Raw genomic sequence first — 25,460 nt, 5'->3', positions numbered from 1 at the left:
GTAAAATACTTTGTGTAAACTCTCAAACCTATTAAAATAAAAGTAACAGAAAGGTTGGGGAGTACACATGGGATTGTGGACGAAGGAGCAGCTACGGGCATTCATTAAGGAGAACAAGCTGGTCACCGCACAAGACGCTCAGACTGCATTGAAAGACTTGTTTGCCGAAACGATTCAGGAAATGTTAGAGGCCGAGATGGACACTCACCTTGGCTACGAGAAGCACGAGACGAAAGCCAAAGACTCTTCCAACAGCCGGAACGGCAAGAGCAAAAAGACCGTCGTGAGCGAGTATGGTGAACAGGAGATCCTGGTTCCACGTGACCGGCTGAGCGAGTTCGAACCGCTTGTCGTGAAGAAGCACCAATCGAACGTTACTGGCATCGAGGACCAAATTGTGGCGCTGTACGCGAAGGGCGTCTCCACGCGAGACATCCAGGATCACTTACAACAAGTGTACGGGATTGAGGTCTCGCCCACACTCATTTCCAATGTCACGAACAAGTTGCTGCCGCTCATTAAGGAATGGCAGAGTTGTCCTTTACAGGGTGTTTATGCGGTCGTTTTTCTGGACGCTATTCACTTTAAAGTCAAGCAGGACGGCGCTATCGTGAACAAGGCCGCGTACATGGTCATCGGGATCGATCTGGATGGAAACAAGGATGTACTAGGCATGTGGATCGGTGAAAACGAGTCATCCAAGTTCTGGTTGAGTGTGCTAAATGACCTTCGAAATCGTGGCGTGCAGGACATCCTCATCACCTGCGTAGACAACCTCAAAGGCTTTACAGAGGCAATCTCTGCCTGCTATTCGAAGACGGAGATTCAGAAATGCATCATCCACCAAATCCGTAACTCGACCCGTTATGTATCCTACAAGGACCTCAAGAAGGTCACCGCGGACTTGAAACCCATCTACAAAGCTGCGACGGAGGAATTGGCGCTGCTTGAGCTCGACCGCTTTGAAGAAGCGTGGGGCAGCAAGTATCCACTCATCATCCGGTCATGGCGCAACAACTGGTCCGAGCTCTCCACCTTCTTCAAGTACCCGCCGGAGATTCGCAAACTCATCTATACGACGAATATGATTGAAAGCTACCACCGACAGCTTCGTAAGGTTACCAAAGGCAAGAGCATCTTTCCGACTGACGAGGCATTGCTCAAAATGCTCTATTTGGCGACGATGGATGTTGTTCGGAAGTGGACGGGTCGGGTACAGAACTGGGGACAAATCCTCCTCCAGTTGTCCGTCTTCTTCCCCGTTCGCATCGGTCAGCATTTACGCTAGGATTCACTTGTAGTGAGTTTACACAAAATTATTGACAGACCCAATTAAGCTGATATAAGGAGTTCTATTGTGAAGTTATCAAAAGGATTTTGGGTTTTAGTTACTTTCTTTCTTATTCTACCAATCCTTGTTGTGATTGCCCTCCTGCTTTTTTTTTATGGGAATATAAATGATATACCGGACATTATACTTAAAAACAGAAATCACCTAACACTAAATGCAGCATCTTATCCGACTCTCTCTGAAACAATAAACTATACAATCACCGGTTATTCAATAATAGTTACAGGTATATTCAGTTATGTGGTTTGGAAGACTAGTGTTCGGAGCTACGAAGTTGCTGAGGCTGTTAAGAGTTTGGAAGATAACAGAGATAAAGAGGCCATTCGACAAGGGGCGTTAATTACTTACTATGAGTTGCTGACGGGGTTCTCCAATCTTAGGGAGCTATATATTAGTGTAATTCTAGAGAATGTTTCCCCCAGTCCTCAAAAAATGTTTTTTTCAGATGATTGGGTGAAAAATATATCCACGCTTAGAGATAAATTAAATTCTAGTGAATTAAATTACATTCATAGATTATTCAATAACTTTCTAATACTGAAGAGCTTATTAGATTCGGGAGAAGATAGAGAGAAGCTTGCTATCTATATTAATATAATGTTAGCTGACAATTTTGCGGAATTCATACCCATGGAACTTATTCAAAACAACTTTGGAAGTGCGATGAAATACTTGAATCGAGATAATTACATAGTACTCACGAAAATAAGGCTTTCCTCTTTTACTCAAAAAGAAGTCGTTGTGACTGAAGTTAAAGAAGGACAATTAGTATTAGTTGGTCAAAATCCAGTGTATAGAGGGAGAGTGACTAATAATCTTTTTGAGGGCGAGGGGACATTATATAATGAAGAGGGGATGCCAAAGCTAGAAGGTATTTTTAATAAGGGCCAATTCATAACAGGTAAAATTTATGAATACTATGAATCTAGCAACATACTATATGAGGTTGAACTTGAAAACGATATGTTGAAAAGCGGATATATGAAGAAAAATGGAGAATGTGATTTGCCTTATTACTTTAAAGGTGATTTTACCGATAATGAAATATCAAATGGATTCGTTACACTTTTTAGTAATCATATCATTACATATGAGGGCTCTGTAAAAGAAGGGGAGTTTTCAGGAAAAGGTATTAGGTATTCTCGGGGGCTGGTGAAATTTAAAGGGGAATTTAGCAAAGGAGATATTATATACGGTGAGCAGTTCGGTCAAAAAGGATTCTATTTCAAAGGGCAATTTAAATACAATAGGCCTTGGACAGGTGAAATTAGGAATTTATCAAATGATTATGTATTAGATTTTAGTGGGGATCTTGTTGAGGGTAAACCACACGATGGGAAAGGGTATATATTTCAAAATGATCAGGACGGAAACGATAGATACTTTCAAGAGTGGCAAGAGGAACGCGATGTTCATCACGATGATTATTATAATGATGATGAATTTTCACAACAACAGGAAGATTGGTTCCATGAACAAAGTAATAAAAACATCAGAAAATCCTATCACCGCTGGGAGGACTTTATAAAAGCAGAATGGAGTAACGGGGAAGTTAAAGAATTGGAGGATAGGGAGTCTAACAAAAAAGTTGTTTACTACACTGGATCAAAGAAAACAGATGAAAATTAATTGCAAACGCGATTTTGTTAATAATATACATAAGTTATGAAGAGAGAGCATCAATAAAAAAGGAAGGCTATCAAGTGAACAATTCCTGGATAGAGTGTAGTAAGGTTTAGTGTATAAGCCTTAAATTATACTTTTAGTTCGATGTGAGTGGTTTCAATCTCTTCCAATGCCGGAATAGCAAGAGTAAGAAAACCTTCGTGATTTCGATTACATTAAAGTTATTGACTATACATCATAGATAAGGGTTATACAAAATAGTTCTTAACTTAAACATTATAGTTTTTTACTAAGTGTAGCTGAAGAATGCGAACTTCAACTTGTCAGTCCCGATGATGCATAATTCATCGGGACTTTCGCATCTAAGGAGAGGATTGGATGAGTACAATCGGGAATCAGATTAAATGGGTAAGAAAAACAAATGAATATAATCAAGTGGAGTTCGCTAGGAGAATTGGTGTTTCTTAAGGTACGCTCAATGAGCTGGAAAAGATGAATAAACCATCTGTAGCACGTGGATTAAGTAGAGACTTCAGTGAGGACATTATTATTTTAGAGAGATCTAAACATAAAGACTTAACTTATAAATATATAAAATTCGATTTACTGACAGAAACTTTTATTGAATATGGTTTACGGTAATTCGGACATTTTATTAATTTCCCTGAATGTCTCACCAATATTAGCATGAGGATATAGAATTAAGGTAGTGTTTACAGCATTCATTATGTTTATGGATGGATAAGCCTATACCTTTACAGGCGCATGTGACTTAAGCAACCGAGTTCGAGATGGCGATTACGTCTGAAAACAGCCAAGCTTGATTTGTATGTGAGCTGGTTTGGAAAAATCTCTATGGAGCACAGCTTCCAATAGGCTATACTAGGTATGGAACCAACTGGCCACTACCGGATGAGCCTAGTCATTTCTTACAAGAAAACAGATAGTGTATGGCGTCGTAAATTCGGAGCACGTGAAGAAAAGCAAAGAGCTCGATGACAATTCACCGACGAAAAATGATATAGGGGTAAAGTCATAGCATAGCTGGTCAAAAAGGGGGGATACGCCGCATCGAGCCTTCCACAGTGCATTTATGCAGACCTGATAAAACGATGAAATTCGCGACCACCTGACAATTGACCTTTGTGTAGTGTAGACCAAGCGCGTGTATTTAAAGATTAGGAATGCAAGTCTCAATTCAAATGCTAAGCCTCCATTTTCTGCCACATGAACTCGTTTACGTGCCAGTTGAACCTTGCTGCAGCACCTGAAAGAAGCTACTTAGCTTGGGCTTGGTTTTTAAGTGATTGGCCTAGGGACTTTTTTGTGCCTTAACTACAACTCCGTTCCATTAAAATGTTATTTGCGAAGAAGAAAGCTTGGTCAAAATCTAAGAAAAAGCGACCATGAATAATAATTCGGAAACCTCTTGTTATTATGTGAAATTACAAACCAATACGTGTAAACCAACCTATAATTTCTACTTGAAAAGAGACTATAAGATAATTAATCATTAAATACTGTACAATAATACAATAATATCTAAATCCACTAGGTCAATCTTCTAGCGAGAAACAATAGCTTAATGGTGACACGACGGCTGCCATCGTTGCGCTAACCGACAGGATAATTCAACACAAAGTTGAATTATTATTTAAAGATGAGGAGAACGTATAATGACGAAACGTTCGAGTGTGTCGGATCAAGAGCATTGGGATTTAGTGTATAACAGATTATACCTTGAGAAACCGATCTACGACTTATGGCTCGATGCTTATGAACCGTTTTTGGCTGGAACAAAAAATGACGCAATTATCGATCTAGGCTGCGGCTACGGCTGTGATACGCTCTATTTGACGGAGCGCGGTTACCGCGTTATAGCTTGCGACTTCTCCGAAATGGCACTAAGCCGTATCGCTGAACACATTCCAGAAGCTGAGACGAGGCAGATCGATATGACTGAAGGCTTGCCGTTTGCGGGTGGAAGCGCCGGAGCGGTCGTGGCCGACTTATCGCTCCATTATTTCGCTTGGCAGGATACCGTTAACATCGTAAACGATATCGACCGGGTACTGAAGGCACAGGGCGTTTTACTGGCTCGATTTAACTCTGTGGGCGACATTCACTACGGTGCCGGACTTGGTTTAGAACTGGAGCCGAACTATTATGAGCATGATGGCCGGCGCAAACGATTTTTCGATGAGAGAGATTTGCTCCTGTTGTTTGCAGATTGGGAAATTAAATCGATCAGAGAGACGGATTTGTACCGTTACAGCAAGCCGAAACGATGTTGGGAACTGGTTGCTGTAAAGGTGTAAGCGATCTTGCCATCATACTGTAGGAAAGATAAACTGTTCAGCATAAAATCAAGGCTAATAATTAGAGAAAATGTTTTAGGTTTATGAGCCCCAGGCTTTTAGGTTTTGTGTTACTGAGTATAACTCAGGATACGTGTTCCATTCCGTTTACTACTCTAGTACTCATGCTAATCAGAATACAACTCTTGAAAAAACTACGTAAACGCAAATTAGCAAAACTATTTAGAGGACTCGATTTTTGGAAACTTATGATCACTGCACTGTACTGCCTCCGTCAAGTAGACAGTGGAAATAATATATAGTTATTAAGCGGCCTTTGCCCGGTACTCCATCGGACTGAGGCCGTTTAGTTTTGCTAGTAAACGGTCGTCATTATAAAAGTGAATGTACGCGTTGATGTCTCGCTCAAGGTCTTCAAACATGATTGTTTCCTATGTTCTGGGGTGTTCGAATAACAATTTATTGGTATTCGATACGCTAAACGGGCTATCCGTGTCGTCCCAGAAAGTACCGTTCTGACTCACAAAGCTTCCAATCTTGGGCTTCAAAGTGCTCTTGGATGACCGAAACATAATCCAAAGTATGTCTCGCGTGGGCCGGTGCATCTATAAAGAACTCCGTTACCGCGTGAAGATAAAGTTCAGCATCATTACTTCGATTATGTGTGCAACGCGTGAGTCCGTCATAACCGTGCTGCTTGACCGCCTGCCATTTCAACAGAGAGTTTTTATTAATTCCGTATTTCTTAGCCGCAGCCAAAAGTCATTATTCTCGTTCGAGACTTCGTCTTAAATCGTTAGTTTCTCAAGTGCGCCATATTTTCCCCGCGACATAGAAATGCTTCCCTCGGTGAACAGGCTTTATTATTTGTCACCTGTCCACAGTATGGGTACTTATCCTCACTTGAATGCTATTTATCAGTGTTGATTGCGTTATCTCCGATGTTTGCCCTATGAGACTTGACCCGCTTATTGAGGAACAGATATTGTTTATAGTATTTAAGCGAAGCCATTGCAAAGCGAAAGAATTCATCGGCAATGATTGCAATCCATGCTCCAATGAGGTTCATTTTAAACAAATAAACAAACGCAAACGTAAGAGCAGGACGTATAAGAACAATACCGATCGAAGTAATTTTAGCTGATGATTTAAAATCACCAAAACCCCGAAACGCTCCAAATAAAATAGTGGCTGTGCACTGAAAAGGTTGAAGCAGAGCAACCATTCCCAAGATGATGACACACTTGTCAATTACTGCTGAATCACCTGTATAAATCTGTGCCAATGGTCGAGGAAAGATCAGAAAAGCAACTGTAAACACGCTAGAGGCGATAATACCAATTATGAGTGCTGACTTGATGTAAGCTTTGGCCAAGTTGGAATCGTTCTTACCGACACTCTCGCCTACAAACGTAGTAGTCGCAGTCGTAAGTGCAGTGCCTATAAAAAAAGAGAAGTTTAGTAAATTGGAAACGATTGTATGAGAAGCAAAGGAGATCGTTCCGATCGAAATTGTAAACTTCGCAGTTATTAAAACCCCAATTCTAACAGCAACACGTTCCCAAATAACTGGGAGAGACAGTGAGAATATCTCTTTCATTAAGTTAAGACGTATCTTGAACAAATCTCTTAGTGTAAAGTGAAGCAAACTATCTCGTTTAAGAAAAAAAAGCCTGATCATACCTAACAAAAGCCCAACTACATAACTAAGACAAGTTGCAAGTCCTGCCCCGTTTACCCCCATTTTAGGAAATCCCAAATGACCATATATTAAAAAGTAATTAAAAATAATATTGGATGCACTTGAAATTAAAATTATCATCATGGAAGTTCGCGTTTCCCCGATTCCCCTCAGTGCCCCAGTGATAGCATTGGATACAGCACGAACGCAGATGCAACTAATAATAATTTTAAAGAAATTTGCAGAGACTTTAGCGATATCAGGTGTTGCACCCATTGCCTTCATAATTTCATCAGCAAAAAAATAACCTAATAATGTAAATAAAAGTGAAATAATAACGGAAAGAACAGTCAAATTAACAACATATAGCTTAATATAATTCGCATCGTTATTACCTTTTGTAACAGATATTTTTGTAAGCATTACCGTATTGATTGAATAAAGAATGAAATTCATAATCATCAGTGGTTGACCAGTGATGCCGATTGAGGAAACAGCATAAGCGCCTAAACTACCCACCATAACCATATCAAAGAAAGTGGACATGTTTAAAAGTACACTCTCAACTAACAGTGGCCCTGCCCTACCAACAATATTTTTTGTAATTTGAGTCTGTTTTATTGGGAACACCTCCGGAATTAAAACATTACAAAAACATTCCAAAAAATAAACGACTATTTGAAATTATATAAATTATCAACTTTTGTCAACCTAATTTAATAAGTATTAAAAAAATAAGCAAAAGTATTCATTTAATTGGGATACTTCTCGAAAATAGGGATAGGTATATTGGATTATTCATAAATTTACAATAAATTTACTTAATATATCTCTTTAATTGGTATATAGTTCTCAATAATAAATATTGGAGGATGATGTAAGATGAGTGTAATTGAATTTGAGATGCTCAAGTGGGCACTCAATAACGAAGAGGGACTTTCATCAATACAGATTGAAGAGGAGAAATTAATAAAGTCAGTAAAATATCACAGATTATCTGGCAGAATACTTAAGAAAACGGAAAAAATTAATAAAAATCCATTTAGCGATTATGTTATTGATAATTTAAATAAGTTACAGGAAGAAGCTCATATTTCACATTCTTCACAAATTTCGTTTTTGAGAGAATTGTCGTCAATTGTTGATAATATAGGCCCGATCATTCCAATCAAAGGTTTCACTACTTATGCGCATACAGGTGACGAAAGGGCAATTCGTTTTAGTTTGGATCTGGATATATTTTTTATAGATTCAGCAGTACTTAATACAATTTTACTCAACATGGGATATATAGATAATTTCACGGGTGTTGGACATGAGTTCTCTAAATTGACTAAAGAAAATGTGCAGTTAGATATAGAGCTTCACAATTGGTTTACAATTTTCAAAAATCCTCAAAAAGGGCATGCCCAAGAGGGGGAAATTCATCAAAAGCAAATTAATTATGAGCAAATGCTTGAAAACACAGTAAAGGGTAGTACAGAAGATACCAAAGATCTAATTATTCCTAATATTCATACTCTTGTTCTAATCAAATGCTCGCATCTATTTAAAAATTATCTAAACTTTGAAAAACCATTGCGTCTTAATGAATTGGTGGAGATCATGGAATTATCATTAGATAATAAATTTCGCATACACAAATTTTACGAGTTAGTAGATAAATTTGAAGGTCAAGATGCTGTATCTTTTGTTGGGTATCTGTTGAAAGAGGTATTTAATAAAAATACCTTGGGTTTGAGTGGAGACCCATGGCTTTACACTTATAACGCAGTTGAGATATTCACTGATTCAACAAAATTAAATGAATATATTAAAAGGATTCACCCGAATATTGTAATATTATCTCCATTCACTCCGACATACCTGCCTGTAGAAACGAGTTATTTGTGGATTGGAGAAACTGAAAAGGAATTCCCGTACGAAATATACTTCCTTAATGAAAATAATATTTTGCTAGTGCAATTGAAGATACCGTTATCTCCTTTTGAACAAAATAGGGGGAGAGTAGTAATGAAATTTGATTATTGGAAGACATTATATTTAGTCTTCGAGAAAGGTGAATTATTAGAAACAGGTGGAATTGCAACGTCAAAACTAAGTAAGTCTTCTACGGAGTACTGTTTCAATATAGAAATTCCAATCAGTCAAATAAGAATTAATGATTCAAATGAGATTCATTCTATTATTCAGTTTTATAAGTTCAACAAAAAAAATGAGTGTATCTATGAGGTAGTACCTATTGAAATTAAAATATAACTATATTCCCTACCTTGATTTTAGACTTCAAAAGGTATGCTGAGATGAAAATTGTGTCGAAATAATGGGTGCATTAATTAATGAAGGTGCCACTACTGAATGAATTTACAAAACTTAATATGGTAAGTAAGCAGTGGTAATTTCACAGTCGTCGGGAGGCTACCCCATCAGATACAAATTTGATGTTTTGGTTTAGCCGCTGAGGGTGTTTTCGTTGGGGCGAGCATCTTCAAGTTCAAGTTCTTAAAGAACTAATTCATAACATACAGATAGATCCTTGGCTTCTCGGCTCAATCATCCTTTGACATACTTTGAATGGGAAAGATGCTAATCGTATATGATGCGCTGCTTCGACGATGTTCCCGGTACTGGTTTGCCTTTGGTGTATATAAGTGCACCTTATCGTAGAAGGAGGTTTAATGTTGCTGAAATATAAACGGGTTCTAGTGAAATTGAGTGGTGGTGCCATGGGTGGAGAAAGGGGAAATGGATTTGATAATGTGCGTCTGTTGCATATTGTGGATGAGATAATTTCCATAGTGGAATTGGGGATAGAAGTATCTATTATACTTGGAGGGGGGAATATCTTTAGAGGTTATAATGCTGCCACCTGGGGAATTGATCGTATAGAAGCTGATAACTTAGGAACGCTGGCTACGGTGATGAACAGCTTAATGCTCCGGGGAGTTATCAAGTCAAAAACAAATCGAGAGGTTCGCGTCATGTCTGCGATCCCAATTAGTAAACTCGCAGAAGATTATATTCAATTAAGAGCGATTCATCATCTGGAAAAAGGTTATATTGTTATATTTGCTGGCGGTAATGGTCAACCTTATGTGACTACAGATTATCCATCTGTTCAACGTGCCTTGGAGGTCAATAGTGATGCAATATTAGTGGCAAAAAACGGAGTGGATGGGGTATATGATAAGGATCCGAAATTGGTAACTACTGTAAGGAAGTTTGTAAGCATAAATCATAATGAAGTTATAAGTAAGAATCTAAAGGTTATTGATCAAGCTGCGATTATATTAGCTCGTGATCATAATATACCGATACATGTATTCAATTTTGAGCATTCTGGAGTAATGAAAGCAATTTGCGAAGGCCACTCGCACGGGACATTCATACACAGAGATGTTATCACTAAGTATGAAGGTATTTAGTTTCAAAAGTATAACAGTCCACAGTGCTAAGATTTGCGGGGAAATAGTTAAAAAAGCAGCGATCTTATAACTAATGTTGAAGGGCGGTAGGGTATATGAATGTAAAATGTAGTATTGTTTGTGATTTTTGTGATGCATTAATGACTTCACGGGATATGGGGGAAACGGTTGCATTCAGTAAACTTTCCAGTAATGAGAAGTTCTCGAGAACTATTTTTGAGACAGAGAACTTTTCAGTCATTTGTGGTATTGGGGCTTTTGTTGAAGGTTACGTATTGCTCTTACCCAAAGACCATTACATCTCTATGGCTCATCTTGATAAGGAGCTCGAACGAGAATTTATCACAGTGCATAATAGATTGGTCGGTATTCTGAGAGAAATCTATACTGACGTTATCGTGTTTGAACATGGTGCAATGGAAGTTGAGGAGCCATCGCTTTTCTATGGTCAGGGAGGTGGAGCTTGCGTTGATCATGCACACTTTCACTATATTCCCGTACGTGGAATAGCAGGGGAATTACTCAGTCATCTCAAGTCAGCTTTCTCGTTCAGAGCGATCGAAGACCTGTCGGTATTAGGAAGCCAAGCAAAAAGACAGGTTCCCTATTTGTTCCTACAAAGTGATTCAGGTGAGAAGTATATTTTTGATGCTCCTGATATCGAATCACAATACCTTCGCCGACGAATTTCTGAATTATGCGGGGTCCCTAATAAATGGAACTGGCGATCATATCCTGAGGTGGACAAGATGCTTAGAACCGTAAAACGAATAAATTCTCTCGTTGAGTCCCGATAAGAGTAATGGAGTTGCATGAAGTAGCGGCATATCATGTACATATTAAAAGGACCAAAGTGGATATGTTAATTCTAAATTCTTCCACAACGTTTGCACAGAAAAATAATCCAAAAAGGAGAGTTGATAAAATATGGTTAAACGGGTATTGCTAGTGGTGTTTGATGCGTTTGGTATCGGTCCCTTACCAGATTACAAACTTTACTCAGAATCTGAACCGAATTCGTTTGGGCACGTTGTGGAGGTGACAGGTGGGATATCCTTGCCAACCCTGCAGTCAATGGGGCTAGGATTGATTTCAGACGTTCCTGGACTTGAAGTGTCTCGACCAACCGCTTCTGTAGGCAGAACACGACAACAGTCCAGCTTCTGTGAGTCTTATGCTGCCCATTGGGAAATGGCTGGATGCATTGTAAATGAAGGCTTACAGCCCCCTTTGCCTTTTGGCCTTCCAGAAGATGTTATTAGAAAGATAGAATCAGCAATTGGTATGCCACTATTAGGTAATAAGGCGTTGTACCCAGATATTGATCTTTTAGACCATTCAATAATTAAAGAGCATATTCGAACGGGGTATCCTATTGCTTTAACAGTAGGCAAAGAAGAGTCAATCTCAACATTTGTATTATGTGGTTGCTCGGAAGTGATTTCAAAGGAAAGCTTGTTTGAATTAGTTAGAATAACAAAAGAGGTTTTAAGCGATGACCCGAGGTTTGGGCGTATTGGGGCTAGGTTGTTTGACTACGATGGTGAGAAAGCCAGTAAAACAAAGGAACGCCTCGATCTACCGAACTTTCGTCCTCCTACGCCAAATCTTATCGAGTCAATTGTTCGAACAGGTAGAAATTGCGTTGCTATCGGTAAGGTAGGTCAACTATTCGGTAATCGTGGATTCACCGCATCGTATGGCTACAGAGATAGTGAGGAAATATGGCAAAGTATTTTGGAGGTCATGAATACTACAGAAAGCGGATTTATTTGGGCGAATTTAAATGATTTAGATAAGCTCGGACACAAGAAAGACCCACTAATGTGGAAGGCAACTCTCGAAAAGTACGATAGCTGGCTTGAGCGTTTAACTTCTCAACTTAATGAGGATGACGTTTTAATTCTGACTGGCGATCATGGTACTGATCCTGTTGTCTCAGGGCAACACACTAGAGAGTGGAATCCACTTTTGGTATTTAGCCCATCCTCGACCTCGCAAATTTTGGGGGATAGGAACCACGTTGATATTGCCGAGACAATTTCTAAATGGTGGAATTTAGATTTCAAAGGGCCTGGAAGTGTTTTTTAAGTCTTTAATAATCAAATAAATTGCGTTCCTAATAATTATGGTTAAGTGGTAGTGTGTTGGAGCAAATGTCCCCTCTCCCTCATAAGTTGTGAGTTCTGAGTAACTTTGATGGGAGGGGAGTTTAAAGCTGTTGGTTCTAATGAATCAAGTGTTCTTTGGGTTATTAATTCTAAGATTGCATTATTTAATGGAAAAGGAAATTTCGTGCATTGCATTTAGACTTTGTTGTTAAATACTTGTTTTAGAGAATGGTACAGATTGGGACTTGAGAAGAGCTGATGCAGCATCAGGAATTACTTTTATCATACTTTAAAAATTGTTAAGAAGGAATGATTCGTTTGTTTTTTCGGAATTTAGACGAGGCAGAGAAATGGCTAGATGTTCGAATGGCGGAAACCTTAGATCCGCATTTGTTAGTCCGAAAGAACTTTTTCCCTTTTGCTAATAAGGAACAAGTAAAGGTGCTTTTACGTTCTATTATGGAAAATCCACAACAATTAGAACGTATATCAAAAAGTTCATATGCACATAGCAACGGTTTTGACAAAATGCAGTTAATTAAGAGCAAGAGATATAAATTACGCATGCATATTTGGTGGCCAGGTAATAAAGACAAGGATGAGGATATTCATTCTCACGCATGGTCCTTTGGATCATATATTATTACTGGAAATCTTAACTCAATTAATTATATAGAAGACATTAATGGGGAGGGATACTACAAGTATTATGCTCGTAAGACTGATGGCAAGAAAGCAGAAGGTAAGAAAGCTTTTGATTTGCTTAGTCAAGGTCGTAGTGGTTTGAAATCTCTTCTAGAAACCACGGTAAATAAGGAATCTTGGTACGTATCATCAGTTGAAAATATTCACAAGGTTGTTCGGGATTGTGATATTACAACTGCGACTTTTGTGCTGCAAGGGCCAACCGAATTAGAATATTCTCGAGTCTTCCTTCAGGAGAAGCCGGTACAAACTGAAGCCATACCGGTCACTTTATTCTCACCAAACGAAGTTTATGAGAAACTAAGTAAACTTATCGAATGTATGTGATATTGTAATTAGTCGTAGATCACGCTTGTTATACTTAATCGTGTTTCATATGAAGTGGTAATTCATGAGAGTTGAGGGGATTTTGAATGGAAACGAAGTATTTCGAGGCTATTGAAAAATATGTTGTTAAAGTGTCATGCAGTAAAGAGATGATGCAAGAATTAGCAAGTGGAATATTCCCCTTATTTAAGGAAGTGAGGGAAAGTCAGGAGGATTTATCGATTGATGTTGTGACAAATCCTGAAGATCGGATTGTAGCGATAGATGAATACAAATTGGATAAGATTGAGTGGTCAGAATATAGAGAAGGGTTCTCCCAGTCAATTAGGATAAAAGAAAGTAATTATCTTAATACTAAGGTCCTTTTACACCAAAGTGGTGATCTAATTATTCATAACTCGAATAATATTAGGATATATTCCACCAAGGTACTGTCTGTACGATATACTATGCTGGATTGTTATTCTCGTTGGATGCAAAACCAAGGCGCTGTTCCTATGCATGCAAGTGCAGTGAAATATAACGATAATGGGATAATGATTTGTGGCGATAAGATGGCAGGGAAAACTACTCTAACATTTGAGTTTCTCAGTATGGCTGACTTTAGCTTTATTGACAATGATAAGGTTCTTTGGCAAAGGGAAAAAATATTTTGTGGAAATCCTACGATAAATATTATGGATCAAACATTGAATCGAAAAGTTAAATCACATGGTATTAATATTTTTGAAAAACTACCTAATAATTCCGAATGGGCTCTAGAAGTTGATCTAAAGGTTATTATAATCCTACGTTCGGGTAAAGACTCAATTAATATTTATGAAGCCGGAGAAGCAAAAGAAAGCTTATTAAACAATTATGTGCATGATCCATGGTGTAACTGGTTGAAGATTTATCCGGAACAAAACCATATTGTTGAAGTCCCAGAACATGTTAAGGTATTAGTCTGCGATCATAAAATCAAAGATGAAAAGTTGCTCAGTAAGTTGTTGTTGGATAGATTTCAGAAAATTCTGCCATAGTAAATTATATTAACGGTTTTGATTTGAGAACCAAAGGGAGATTAATAATGTACATTCTTGGTATCACAGAGAAAGGGCACGATTCTGCTGCCTGTCTATTACAGAATGGAAAACTGTTGAGTTTTGTTGAAGAAGAACGGTTAACGCGCATAAAAAATGCACCGAATCAATACCCCTTTAAAGCATCTCATTTTTGTTTGCAAAAAGCCAATATCAATTTATCTGATGTAGCATATATTGCTGTGGGATGGAACCTCAACAAATATGAGGGATACATGCAACAATTCTATAAGAAATTAGATAATGATTATAACAAAGATCATGTCACTAGGTTGAATGAGAGAATGCTTCTTGCGCGATTTAATCGAGAACAGGTTATAGAGGAGATTAGACAAGGCTTTCTAAAAGAGGGATATAGTTTAAGTCAATTCCCCAATATAGTATTTGTTGACCATCACCTTGCACACGCAGCAAGTTCTTATTACAGTTCTGGCTTCAGAAAGGCGACAATATTAACAATTGATGGAGCGGGTGAGGATATTGGTACAGCTGTATGGTATGGAGAGGGAGCATCAATTACTTTAGTTGATGATTACCAGCTACCTCACTCATTAGGTTGGTTCTATGCAGCGATTACGGAGTATCTCGGTTTTTTAAGCAATTCTCATGAAGGGAAGGTAATGGGATTAGCTGCATATGGATGTGAGGACAGAAGAATACGTGAGGTTTTACAAAAGGTTTTATGTATTCGGAATGGTCGATATTACGTCGATCCGAATTACATTTTTTACGGCGATCATAACTTTGGAATTCGGTTTACCGATCTACTCGTTGCGGAATTGGGTAAACCAAGACGGCGAAATGAAGAGATTACTCAATTTTATAAAAACGTTGCATATGTCGCACAAGATATTATTGAGGAAGTTATTATAAATATGGTTAAAGATTATACGGAGAAATTAGATTCCCGAAATGTTTGTCTTGCTGGCGGAGTTGCTATGAATTGCAAACTAAATGGCGAAATCGCTGATTTACCAGGAGTTAATAGTGTATTTGTTCAACCGGCCAGTAGCGATGCAGGAACTGCTCTGGGTGCAGCAATGATTGTGAGTCAAAACAATGGTTATGACCCAAGATTTACAATGACTCATGCATATTGGGGGCCAAACTATTCCAACAATGAAGTCCTAAGTGCGCTTCAATTAGCCAAGGTAAGGTACACTTACATTGAGAATCCGTCTGAGGTTGCGGCAAAGTTACTTGCGCAAAATAAAATTCTTGGTTGGTTTCAAGGAGCATCTGAGGTTGGGGCGCGTGCATTAGGTGCTCGCTCGATTCTTGCAAATCCCTCAGGTCCAGAGATGAAGAGTTCTTTAAACTCAGTAGTAAAGTTTCGAGAGGCTTGGAGACCATTTGCACCTTCTTTAATAATTGAGAATGCAGAGGAGGTTTTTGATAGTCGAGATGAGACGCCTTTCATGTTAGTGGCTCGTCGTGTCTTGGCGGAGAAAAGAGACGTTATACCTTCCGCAATACATATTGATGGAACTGCACGGCCTCAGACTGTAACACGGGAAGCGAACCCCCGATATTGGGAATTAATAAACCAGTTTCAAAAGATTACTAATGTGCCTGCCATTTTGAATACATCATTTAATATTAAAGATGAACCAATAGTTTCATCGCCATTGGATGCTATTCGCTGCTTCTATTCGACAGGATTGGATGCTCTCGTTATTGAAAATTATTTGATTTTGAAGGATGAGAGTCTGCTCACACACGAATTGTTAAATAATGTAGAGGAGTTTATTGCTATATGAGAACACAACTAGACATACAAAATAACTATCTACTCAAGGGGCACTCCACCATTAGAATTGGTGGAGTGTGTTCACATTTCGCGGAAGCCTCGAATGAGAATAGCATAATGGAAGCATTGGAATATGCATATTCAAAAAACAAAAAAGTTCATGTTATTGGAGCAGGGAGCAATGTTTTGATAGGAGAAAATCCGGATACTTTTGTATTAAAAATGGTTATGAGGGATGTTGAAGTCATTGGGGAAAAAATTATAGCAAAGGCAGGAGTGTACTTACCTACGATTTCTAGGATTGCCTTGTGTCATGGATTAACTGGGTTCGAATGGGCATCAGCTATACCAGGAACAATAGGTGGTGCCGCCATAATGAATGCAGGCGCATATGATACTGAATTTTTTGATAAAGTAGAAGCTGTTACGGGAATTGATATGAATGGAAACAAGAAGACAATTCCAAGATCAGACATAGAGACTTCGCATAGATCTTCTAACATCCACCCTGAGAACTTTATTGTTACGGAAGTTTCTATCTTACTACAAAAAGGAGATATCGGGAAAATAGAAAAAAAAATGCTGGAATATACTTCATACCGGAAACGAACGCAACCGAAAGGACTTACATTAGGCTCGACTTTCATGCAAAGTTTTGACTTTACTAGAGGCACTGGAGTTTCAGCTGGCTATTATATTGATCAGTGTGGATTAAAGGGCTTTACAGTGGGTGGTGCATCATTTTCAAAAATACATGCAAATTTTATTATGAACCAGGGAGGGGGAACCTTCTCTGATGTACTTGATTTGATGGAACAGGCATACTACCGAGTTCAAGAAAAGTTTGGGGTTAAATTAAGACCGGAAGTCAAAATTTTAGCTGATAGTTTACTAACTAGAAAATTCGTATCAAATTAAATAATGGGGGTTCATAAAATGTTGGTAATTAATGGTGGGAAATCATTGAAAGGACAAATGAGTTTTAACGGTGCTAAAAATTCAATGCAGTTTCTTGTGACGACCGCATTACTTACGGATGGCGTTATTCGATTGAATAGAGTTCCAATGATACAAGATATTCATACACTTACACAAATTCTGCTTGACATTAATTGTGATGTCAAATTAGATGAATCAAATGAATACATGGAAATATGCTCTAAAAAAATAGTTAAAAGTGAAATATCGGCTGAATATGGTCGTAAAGTTAGATCATGTATTTTATTCGTACCAGGTTTGTTACATAGGTTTGGTGAGGTAACTATTCCTCGCCCAGGTGGAGACAAAATTGGTCGTAGACCTTTGGATACACATTTCTACGTTATCAACAAGTTAGGTGGGCATGTAATTGAGAAAGAGGACGGGTATACATTTCGGGCTACTAAACTCAAGGCCACAAAATTGTCTCTTCCTTTCCCTAGTTTTACAGGAACAGGGTTTGCGATGATGTTAGCTGCAAAAATTGCAGGTATTACAATTATTGAAAATGCTGCAATGGAACCAGAGCTCGAAGATTTAGCGTGCCTCCTCAGAAATATGAACGTGAAAATAGATGGCGTCGGTACTAAAACGATAGTTATAGAGGGGCATGAGACGTTATCTGGTGGTCAATGGGAAATAATGCCTGATAGGCTTGAGGTTGGTACGTATATAATGGCTGCTATCGCCTCAAGAGGAGAAATAACTGTTAAGGCATCTGAACTTAAGCAGATCGCCTATTTGTGCGATCTGCTATCAGAAGGTGGAGCGGACTTTGTTAAGGATAAGGAATTTGTAACAATTTCTTGTATTGATCAGTTAAGATCAAAGTCAATTGAAACTAATCCATATCCTAGCTTTCCAACAGATTTACAACCTCAATATATGGCACTGATGACGCAATCAGCAGGAAATTGTAGGATTGTTGAGAATCTCCATGACGACCGTTTCTTGCATGTACCTTATCTCCGTTCAATGGGAGCTGACATTGAAATCATGGGACAGACTGCTATAGTTCGAGGAGTTACAAAACTTTTCGGTAATAATGTTGTTTCTCAAGATATTAGAGGTGGTGCTTCTTTGGTTATTGCGGCACTAGCAGCTGAAGGGGAAACAGTTATAGATGGTTTTTATCATATCGATAGAGGTTACGCTAATCTATATACGAAACTTAAGAATATGGGGGCCAATATTCAGGTTATTGAGCCAATATCAGCATCACTGTTGGAAATCTGAGCAAGGAATTGCATTCTATAATAAATCAAAGTATCAGCTGCATTCATACAGTACAAAATTTTGAGGAGCCCATCATTTTAATTAGAGAGTTAAGGGACGTCTGAAAAATAAAGGAGTGGAAGAGATGAAATGTGCAAATCCTTGGGATGAATTTCAAATTAATATTGACGATGAAGTAAGTCGGCGAATTGAGTTGGAAACAACTATAAGTAACACTATTATGAAAAATGTTGAGATGGGCACCATACCTGGTGCAGTACTAGTTATTGCTTCTAAAGGAAAACTTCTGCTGCACAAGGCTTACGGTTTTAAAGAGGTGTCTCCTATAAAGAAGCCAATGGATATAGAAACTATTTTTGATCAAGCTTCTGTAACGAAAATTATCTCAACATGGTGTTCAATTTTAAAACTAGTGGAATATGGGGAACTCGATTTTGAAATGCGGGTTGAAGACTGTCTTATTCAAGCTAGAAATACGCGAGTGGGAAAGGCCACAGTCAAAGACCTTTTATGCCATACTTCAGGATTGCCGGAAAGAACGTATATTAAACAATATGGGACAAATGAGAAAAGAACACTAATTGACAGGATATGCAACGATAATATAGTTGAAGGAATCGGGGAAAAAGTACTCTATAGCAATCGTGGGTTTATCTTGCTCGGCTATATTATTGAGCATATATCAGGAATGTCTTTAGAAAGATTTGCAAGACAGAATATTTGGGAACCCACTCAAATGTATTCTACGATGTTCAATCCATCTGAAAATTTCATACAACAAATAGCTCCCACTGAATACAGGGAGGAGATAAGGGACATCCAGAAAGGAGTTGTACACGACGAGAATGCTCATTGGCTTGGGGGAGTAGCTGGCCATGCTGGAGTTTTTTCATCCAGTGGAGATCTAACAAAGTTTCTTGTAATGTTAATGGCTGGAGGAGAAAGGCAGGGGACTCGAATTCTTAGTGAACAATTAATAAACGACTCCCTGCTTAATCATACAGAACATTTAAATGCCTCGCGAGGACTGGCCTGGGCAACAGATAATACAGAATTTGGGAGGGTATTTGGACACACTGGATTTACGGGGACAGGGTTATGGATTAATCCGAGTCTCGATAGTTTTGTCATATTATTAACTAATCGTGTACACCCAACCCGGAACACACTTGGTATTCATGAGCTTAGAGAAAATATATTAAAGCAAAGCTGGAAGTTTATTTTGAGTTTGCAACAGTGATTCTATATTTGTAGGGAATTTCTTTAGATGCAGATCCACTATCAATAAAAAATGCCCAGAAACATGTATTTTGGACTGCTTATAAGGGTAAACCTGATGTTGTTTTCGAAAAGACGATGCATTTGCGATTTGTGTTGTTTCGTCTGAATTTTAGTACGAAGCACAAACGCCTAAATGGATTCAGTATATGGGTAAAAGGAGTAGCGAAATGAAAGCAATAATTCTAGCAGCCGGTCGAGGCAGTAGAATGGGAGATAGAACAGATAATACACCAAAGTGTATGACAGAATTGTGGGGAAGGACGCTAATAGAATGGCAAATAAAAATTTTGCGAGATTCGGGTATTAATGAAATAGGAGTTGTGGTTGGATACCTCGCGGATAAAATTAAATTGGAACAAGTACATTTTTTCCATAACCAGAGATGGGAGAATTCAAACATTGTAAGATCCTTATTGTCATCTAAAGATTGGCTGGAGAACGATGACTGCATAATAGCTTATTCTGATATTTTATATACTCCAAATACCATTCGTTTGCTCATAAATAATCACGATGAAATATCAATTCCATACAAAACTAATTATAGGGATTTATGGGAACAGAGATTTATAAACCCTTTGAGTGATTTGGAGACATTTAAAACTAGCGATCATTCAATTTTACTAGAGATAGGTAATCCAGCAGTGAATCTGGATGAAATAGAAGGTCAATTTATGGGATTGTTGAAGACGACCCCATCCGGATTTAGGAAATTAAGTGCCGTGTTGAATTCTCTAAACTCCGAGGCTTTAGATCAACTTGACGTAACAGCGATGCTAGCAATTCTATTGAAGTATAATATTCAAGTGAGCACTATTCCTTGTGACGATTTTTGGATTGAGGTAGATAGTTTACAGGATATTAGACTGTATGAATCTTGGGAACATGGATTTAAATAGTGCTTATGAAATTAAGGACTCTTCATATACATCCCTGTCTTCGAGTTTCATTTTTGATGTCGACAAGAATGAGTCTATCTATATTGCCTATAAAATCTGAATATTTATCTCGAATAGACTTATAAATGATATTGATTAGAAAGAGACGTGGGAAAATGAAATTACATGTTATTGGAATAGGTGGAACCGGCATGAGAGGGATTGCCGAAATTGCCTCTGCCAAAGGGCATTTGGTTACTGGTTCTGATCTGAAACGTTCTTCAAATGTTGATAAACTTGAAAAAAAAGGGATAAAGATTTTTAATGAGCACTCCAAGAGAAATGTGGAGAAGGTGAATGCTATAATCGTTTCCGGGATGATAGACAACGATAACCCGGAGATATTAGAGGCGAAATTGCGCCATATTCCAATTTGGAGTAGAATGCAAGGTCTAGATCGTTTGCTTCATGGATCTGGCCAACGAATTTCGGTAATTGGTTCAGTTGGGAAAACTACCACTACAGCCTTACTGGAAAGCGCTTTTAGTAATGGGATTAATCCAACTGTCTATATGGGGGCAGAATCAAAAACCACTGGTGAAAGTGGTTCTCTAGGAGATGGCAGGATTGCGATCATTGAAAGCTGTGAATATCAAGGAGCTTTTTTTGGCTTTAGAACAGATAATATAATATTAACAGATATTGTACCAAATCATGAAAACTATTTTGGTACTGATATCGATAGTGTGAGTAGTGCATTCGTTAATTTTATAGAATCTAGTCTTGCTTCTAAAGTATTTTTGCCCGCTAATATTGAGGATAATCCAGCTTTTAAAGATCTCATTCGTGATAATAAGGTTGTTACATATGGTTTACATTCTGGAAGCTGGCGCGCAAATATTATTAGTCGGAACCATTTTACTACAATGTTTCAAGTTCAACATAACAATACGGTGGCTGGAGAGTTTTTAATTAACATGCCTGGCGATCATTTAGTTAAGAACTTAATTCCCGGAATCGCTTTAGCTATGGAATTTGGAATAAGCCCAAATGTCATTAGGGATGGATTACTTAATGCACGTCTTCCAAATAGGCGATTTGATGTTAAGTATCAGAGTGACCACTACATTGGAATAGACGATAATGCTAGAAATCCGTCACAACTTGCTTCTACACTCTCTGTAATTTCCCGTTTTCTTCCGAATTATAGAATAGTTGTGGTTGCGGGTATGTGGGGGCATCTGAATCCGAGACCGTTACATCAATTTGCCGAGGTATTGAAGAATGTTGATGCGGTAATGATAGCTGATATTGGTAGAGCTGCACGGAGTATGGGAGGAGCTGAAGATGATAATGCAATTGAGCTGTTAATTGAGGAATTGGCTAATTTCGAAGTGATTGGAGTGAGAGGGATCTCCATAGCGCAAATTTGTGAAAAAGTTGAAAATTTGTCCAAAGACGGCCCGGTTGCATTATTGACATTTGGTTACGATAATTATAAAGAAAATTTTATTGAAATCCATAATGCAGTTATTTCAAACATAAAACATCGCTTCGAACCGGCAAATTTTTGATTTAAGCCCAGTTCATTTAGAATGAGAGACGATTACCGGTGTGATTTGTATGTGGCATAGAATTACTCTTGGGTCTGATTCGAGGTTGCGTAGAACATATGCAGGCTCGACCGTTTGCCACTTAGAATGGCACCTCTACATGTCTATAATTTACACCTATCACACTTGTAAATCCTTTAAATTTAAATTTTTTGCAGGGATTCTATTATAATTGGACAAATTCGGCGGGACTAGGCATTGGTACCATCGGTCTTATTTGTTATCACTTCTTTTCAGCTCATAGCCATGGCTCCAAAAGACGTTATACTATCTCATATCATTAATTTTATGTTTAAGGATGGTGGAAAGTGCCTTTACCTATGGTTCATCTAGCTATAGGGGTTAAATATTTTGAAGGTAGAAGTATCCCCCCTTCATTTTTACTTGGTTGCATTGCTCCAGATTCAGTGCATATGAGAAAGAATGCTAATAGAAATGATAAAAATAAAACTCATTTTGAAGTTCAACAAAAAGGTCTGATTTCTTTGGAGGGAGACTATAGAGGATACATTAGTCAGAGCAGGGATTCGGGTTGGAATAGCTTTGTGAAAGGTTATTTTGCCCACATAATAACTGATTATTACTGGGTGCAAAACGTATACGAATCATTTAAGAAAGAGGCACTAAGTAACAACTTCAGTAAAGAGGAGATTAAAAAAACATATTCCTCAGAAACCGATGAAGTAGACTTTTATTTATATGAAACGAAATGGTGGAAAGAAATTGTGTGGGAGGGTTTAATAAATAGCAAAATATATGGTATGAGTCCTTTACTTAGTGAACAAGAGATCAATTTTTGGAGATTGCGAACTGTTCATTGGTTTGATCTTTTGGAGAAAAAACCAGGAATTGGTACACAATACATTACTAGAATAGTGGTTGAAGATTTTATTGAAGAAACAGTGGATAGGGTGAAAACAATAATTGAAGATTGGGATAAGGCTTTACCTTGATAGTACTATATAATTCTATTATACTTACTGCCTAATTTTATACGTAATTCCTGGATATAAAAAATTATAAAGCTTTTATGTACTATTAATTTAGTGGAGGTAAATATGGAAAATTATCACTTAATTGGGGTGAAAGGCAGCGGAATGAGTGCTTTAGCACAGATCCTACATGACCTTGGGAATAATGTACAAGGGGAGGATATTGATTCATTTCTCTTTACACAAGTACCCCTTGAAACACGAAATATTCCTCTATTTAATTTCGGGGATGCACCTTTAACTATCGATATGAAGGTTATTGCCTCAAACGCTTTTGAAGATACTCATCCATCTATTCTTCGTTGTAAAGAGCTTGGTATTCATATTTATCGTTATCATCATTTTATTGGTGATTGGATGAAGAGATATACAAGTATTGCAGTAACGGGGTCACATGGTAAAACCACAACCACTGGGATGATGACACATACACTCAATGCTATTGAGCCAGTATGCAGTCTCATTGGAGACGGAACAGGCGAAGGGGCTCCCAATGCTCGATTATTTGTATTTGAAGGTTGCGAATATAGACGTCATTTCCTTGCATACGAACCTCAAATTACTGTAATTACAAATATTGATTTTGATCACCCGGACTATTTCTCTGATATAAATGATGTTAGAGACGCTTTTAATGAAATGGCCTCTTTATCAAAGAAACGATTAGTAGTATGTGGAGATGACCCACAGATACGATTGCTGAAACTAACTACCGATGTACTCTATTATGGTTTTGAAATCGACAATGACCTTAGAGCTGCAAATCTTGTAGTTGAAAGTGATGGTATAACCTTTGACGTTTACTTTAAAGATATAAGAATTAATGGATTCTCAATACCTTTATTCGGGAAGCATAATGTACTCAATGCTTTAGCTGTGATTGGGGTCGCATTAGAACTAGACTATGATATCAATATTATCAAGAAACAATTGGCTACGTTTTCGGGCGTCAAGCGTAGGTTTACTGAAAGGCAATGGGGTTCTAATGTGATTATTGATGACTATGCACATCATCCAGTTGAGATTAAGGCTACCCTCGAAGCAACAAGAAGTAAATACCCTAAAAAGAGAATTATCGGGATTTTTCAACCTCATACATTTAGTCGAATGGAGAAGTTAATTGATGATTTTGCCTTCTCACTGAAAGATGCCGATGAAGTTTACCTTTGTCAGATATTTAATTCAGCAAGAGAAGCAACGGGCACAATTACGATAAATGACCTGCAATTGCGAATTCCAGGTTCACAACTTGTATCAGAGAGGAACTTTAAATCGCAGATGTCTCCTTATGATGATTCAGTACTTGTGTTTATGGGAGCTGGAGACATACAGAAATACCAAGAGGTACTATTTCAATCTTAATAACTGTGGAATTTGAGAATGTTTTAGGCACCTTCATCTTCAAGATAATCTGAAAAGAGAAGAGTTTGAAGTATGGTGTAGAGCATCTCTAATCCATAGATAAATCAGCTAACTAAGCAAAGGAGTATTTTTTTTGTTAGAAGAAATTAACAGCCGAATTACCCTGTAAGAAACAGGAGTGACCAATAGAGAAACAAGTTAAGTCGGGACTTGGAAAAGAGGTACATATAGTGGAGTACTATAAGTTTTTACGTCAGTACGTGGGTAACTGTCCATTAATTCTGCCAGGCGCAAGTGTAATCATTATAAATGCCATGGGTCACATTTTGCTCCAGCGTAGAACAAGTGGATATTGGGGCTTGCCGGGCGGACTCATGGAACTCGGAGAATCTTTGCAGGACACCGCTCGGCGGGAAGTGAAGGAAGAGACTGGACTTGATATCAAGGCGATAACATTGCTTGATGTGTTCTCCGGTACAGAATACTTCCGACGGATGGAAAATGGAGACGAAGTATACGCCGTAACGGCAGTATACTTTACATCAGAGTTCGAAGGTGAGTTGAGTTCGGATAATAATGAATCTGTCGACTTGCGTTACTTCCCACTAAATGGGTTGCCTGTCAACATCGGGACAGCATATGCCCATTTTTTAGACAGTTTTATCAGTCGTTTTGGCTCAACAATACTGTTTCAGAAAAGTGAAGTAACGTATTAGACTAACTAATGTCGTAGAAAATAATTTT

At 38.1% G+C, this 25,460-nt stretch carries 20 protein-coding genes and 1 pseudogene; 19 read left to right on the top strand and 2 right to left on the bottom strand.

The features are described from left to right. Nucleotides 1-67: 67 nt before the first annotated feature. From GT019_RS16800 to GT019_RS16790, 4 genes and pseudogenes are all read left to right on the top strand, one after another. Complete coding sequence (locus GT019_RS16800) at nucleotides 68-1,288, top strand: IS256 family transposase (protein WP_161744341.1); 1,221 nt, start codon at nucleotides 68-70, stop codon at nucleotides 1,286-1,288. 69 nt (nucleotides 1,289-1,357) lie between these two features. Next, nucleotides 1,358-2,980 carry an MORN repeat-containing protein gene (locus GT019_RS16795; protein WP_161744340.1) on the top strand — a complete coding sequence of 541 codons (1,623 nt, stop codon included), beginning with the start codon at nucleotides 1,358-1,360 and terminating at the stop codon, nucleotides 2,978-2,980. Nucleotides 2,981-3,856: 876 nt separating this feature from the next. Continuing rightward, nucleotides 3,857-3,998: pseudogene (locus GT019_RS32690) on the top strand (IS110 family transposase); the annotation flags it as partial. A 655-nt stretch (nucleotides 3,999-4,653) separates the two neighbouring features. Continuing rightward, nucleotides 4,654-5,295, top strand: coding sequence for a class I SAM-dependent methyltransferase (locus GT019_RS16790; RefSeq protein WP_161744339.1), 642 nt, complete (start codon nucleotides 4,654-4,656; stop codon nucleotides 5,293-5,295). 305 nt (nucleotides 5,296-5,600) lie between these two features. Here the strand turns inward: GT019_RS16790 and GT019_RS32685 are convergent, their stop codons facing one another. Both GT019_RS32685 and GT019_RS16780 read right to left on the bottom strand, forming a co-directional pair. Next, entirely contained in the window at nucleotides 5,601-5,717 is a 117-nt protein-coding gene (locus GT019_RS32685) for an IS3 family transposase (RefSeq protein ID WP_161744338.1), read from the bottom strand. Between the two features lie 488 nt (nucleotides 5,718-6,205). Continuing rightward, complete coding sequence (locus GT019_RS16780; RefSeq protein WP_328803979.1) at nucleotides 6,206-7,606, bottom strand: MATE family efflux transporter; 1,401 nt, start codon at nucleotides 7,604-7,606, stop codon at nucleotides 6,206-6,208. A gap of 252 nt (nucleotides 7,607-7,858) precedes the next feature. On the opposite strand from GT019_RS16780, the gene GT019_RS16775 reads away from it, so the two are divergent. The 15 genes from GT019_RS16775 (at nucleotide 7,859) to GT019_RS16705 (ending at nucleotide 25,432) form a co-directional block, all read left to right on the top strand. After that, nucleotides 7,859-9,235 carry a nucleotidyltransferase family protein gene (locus GT019_RS16775; RefSeq protein ID WP_161744336.1) on the top strand — a complete coding sequence of 459 codons (1,377 nt, stop codon included), beginning with the start codon at nucleotides 7,859-7,861 and terminating at the stop codon, nucleotides 9,233-9,235. Nucleotides 9,236-9,657: 422 nt separating this feature from the next. Then, the gene (pyrH, locus tag GT019_RS16770) at nucleotides 9,658-10,401 is read left to right on the top strand and encodes a UMP kinase (protein ID WP_161744335.1); all 744 of its coding nucleotides are present in this window, start codon (nucleotides 9,658-9,660) and stop codon (nucleotides 10,399-10,401) included. A 95-nt stretch (nucleotides 10,402-10,496) separates the two neighbouring features. After that, nucleotides 10,497-11,198 carry an HIT family protein gene (locus tag GT019_RS16765; RefSeq protein WP_161744334.1) on the top strand — a complete coding sequence of 234 codons (702 nt, stop codon included), beginning with the start codon at nucleotides 10,497-10,499 and terminating at the stop codon, nucleotides 11,196-11,198. Between the two features lie 130 nt (nucleotides 11,199-11,328). Beyond that, a complete protein-coding gene (locus GT019_RS16760) occupies nucleotides 11,329-12,492 on the top strand; it encodes an alkaline phosphatase family protein (protein ID WP_161744333.1) in 1,164 nt (387 codons plus the stop codon). A 329-nt stretch (nucleotides 12,493-12,821) separates the two neighbouring features. Then, nucleotides 12,822-13,544 carry a hypothetical protein gene (locus GT019_RS16755; protein WP_161744332.1) on the top strand — a complete coding sequence of 241 codons (723 nt, stop codon included), beginning with the start codon at nucleotides 12,822-12,824 and terminating at the stop codon, nucleotides 13,542-13,544. Between the two features lie 86 nt (nucleotides 13,545-13,630). Next, a complete protein-coding gene (locus GT019_RS16750) occupies nucleotides 13,631-14,566 on the top strand; it encodes a hypothetical protein (protein WP_161744331.1) in 936 nt (311 codons plus the stop codon). Between the two features lie 47 nt (nucleotides 14,567-14,613). Beyond that, a complete protein-coding gene (locus tag GT019_RS16745) occupies nucleotides 14,614-16,386 on the top strand; it encodes a carbamoyltransferase family protein (protein WP_161744330.1) in 1,773 nt (590 codons plus the stop codon). After that, nucleotides 16,383-17,294, top strand: a complete 912-nt coding sequence (gene murB, locus GT019_RS16740; protein ID WP_161744329.1) for a UDP-N-acetylmuramate dehydrogenase — start codon at nucleotides 16,383-16,385, stop codon at nucleotides 17,292-17,294. The genes GT019_RS16745 and murB overlap by 4 nt, the downstream gene beginning before the upstream one ends. Before the next feature lie 18 nt (nucleotides 17,295-17,312). Further along, nucleotides 17,313-18,590 (top strand): UDP-N-acetylglucosamine 1-carboxyvinyltransferase, encoded by a 1,278-nt coding sequence (gene murA, locus GT019_RS16735; RefSeq protein ID WP_161744328.1) that lies wholly within the window; start codon nucleotides 17,313-17,315, stop codon nucleotides 18,588-18,590. Between the two features lie 124 nt (nucleotides 18,591-18,714). After that, nucleotides 18,715-19,830, top strand: a complete 1,116-nt coding sequence (locus GT019_RS16730) for a serine hydrolase domain-containing protein (protein WP_161744327.1) — start codon at nucleotides 18,715-18,717, stop codon at nucleotides 19,828-19,830. A 208-nt stretch (nucleotides 19,831-20,038) separates the two neighbouring features. Beyond that, a complete protein-coding gene (locus GT019_RS16725) occupies nucleotides 20,039-20,770 on the top strand; it encodes a phosphocholine cytidylyltransferase family protein (RefSeq protein ID WP_161744326.1) in 732 nt (243 codons plus the stop codon). A gap of 155 nt (nucleotides 20,771-20,925) precedes the next feature. After that, the gene (locus tag GT019_RS16720) at nucleotides 20,926-22,323 is read left to right on the top strand and encodes a Mur ligase domain-containing protein (protein ID WP_161744325.1); all 1,398 of its coding nucleotides are present in this window, start codon (nucleotides 20,926-20,928) and stop codon (nucleotides 22,321-22,323) included. 347 nt (nucleotides 22,324-22,670) lie between these two features. After that, on the top strand, nucleotides 22,671-23,315 hold the full coding sequence (locus GT019_RS16715; protein ID WP_161744324.1) for a hypothetical protein: 645 nt from the start codon (nucleotides 22,671-22,673) through the stop codon (nucleotides 23,313-23,315). 105 nt (nucleotides 23,316-23,420) lie between these two features. Beyond that, complete coding sequence (gene murC / locus GT019_RS16710) at nucleotides 23,421-24,716, top strand: UDP-N-acetylmuramate--L-alanine ligase (RefSeq protein ID WP_161744323.1); 1,296 nt, start codon at nucleotides 23,421-23,423, stop codon at nucleotides 24,714-24,716. Between the two features lie 230 nt (nucleotides 24,717-24,946). After that, on the top strand, nucleotides 24,947-25,432 hold the full coding sequence (locus tag GT019_RS16705) for an NUDIX hydrolase (RefSeq protein WP_161744322.1): 486 nt from the start codon (nucleotides 24,947-24,949) through the stop codon (nucleotides 25,430-25,432). Nucleotides 25,433-25,460 lie beyond the last annotated feature (28 nt).

Source organism: Paenibacillus glycinis (genome assembly GCF_009909185.1).
Lineage (GTDB): Bacteria > Bacillota > Bacilli > Paenibacillales > Paenibacillaceae > Paenibacillus_Z > Paenibacillus_Z glycinis.
Note: the sequence above shows the minus strand (reverse complement) of the source record. Positions and strands in the feature narration are given on the sequence as shown.

What these genes read in the sequence shown, in the direction of transcription:
- GT019_RS16800 (WP_161744341.1), top strand. Translation starts at nt 68, where the DNA reads ATGGGATTGTGGACGAAGGAGCAGCTACGGGCATTCATTAAGGAGAAC.
- GT019_RS16790 (WP_161744339.1), top strand. Translation starts at nt 4,654, where the DNA reads ATGACGAAACGTTCGAGTGTGTCGGATCAAGAGCATTGGGATTTAGTG.
- GT019_RS32685 (WP_161744338.1), bottom strand. Translation starts at nt 5,717, where the DNA reads ATGTTTGAAGACCTTGAGCGAGACATCAACGCGTACATTCACTTTTAT.
- GT019_RS16775 (WP_161744336.1), top strand. Translation starts at nt 7,859, where the DNA reads ATGAGTGTAATTGAATTTGAGATGCTCAAGTGGGCACTCAATAACGAA.
- GT019_RS16765 (WP_161744334.1), top strand. Translation starts at nt 10,497, where the DNA reads ATGAATGTAAAATGTAGTATTGTTTGTGATTTTTGTGATGCATTAATG.
- GT019_RS16760 (WP_161744333.1), top strand. Translation starts at nt 11,329, where the DNA reads ATGGTTAAACGGGTATTGCTAGTGGTGTTTGATGCGTTTGGTATCGGT.
- GT019_RS16755 (WP_161744332.1), top strand. Translation starts at nt 12,822, where the DNA reads ATGATTCGTTTGTTTTTTCGGAATTTAGACGAGGCAGAGAAATGGCTA.
- GT019_RS16750 (WP_161744331.1), top strand. Translation starts at nt 13,631, where the DNA reads ATGGAAACGAAGTATTTCGAGGCTATTGAAAAATATGTTGTTAAAGTG.
- GT019_RS16745 (WP_161744330.1), top strand. Translation starts at nt 14,614, where the DNA reads ATGTACATTCTTGGTATCACAGAGAAAGGGCACGATTCTGCTGCCTGT.
- murB (WP_161744329.1), top strand. Translation starts at nt 16,383, where the DNA reads ATGAGAACACAACTAGACATACAAAATAACTATCTACTCAAGGGGCAC.
- murA (WP_161744328.1), top strand. Translation starts at nt 17,313, where the DNA reads ATGTTGGTAATTAATGGTGGGAAATCATTGAAAGGACAAATGAGTTTT.
- GT019_RS16730 (WP_161744327.1), top strand. Translation starts at nt 18,715, where the DNA reads ATGAAATGTGCAAATCCTTGGGATGAATTTCAAATTAATATTGACGAT.
- GT019_RS16725 (WP_161744326.1), top strand. Translation starts at nt 20,039, where the DNA reads ATGAAAGCAATAATTCTAGCAGCCGGTCGAGGCAGTAGAATGGGAGAT.
- GT019_RS16720 (WP_161744325.1), top strand. Translation starts at nt 20,926, where the DNA reads ATGAAATTACATGTTATTGGAATAGGTGGAACCGGCATGAGAGGGATT.
- murC (WP_161744323.1), top strand. Translation starts at nt 23,421, where the DNA reads ATGGAAAATTATCACTTAATTGGGGTGAAAGGCAGCGGAATGAGTGCT.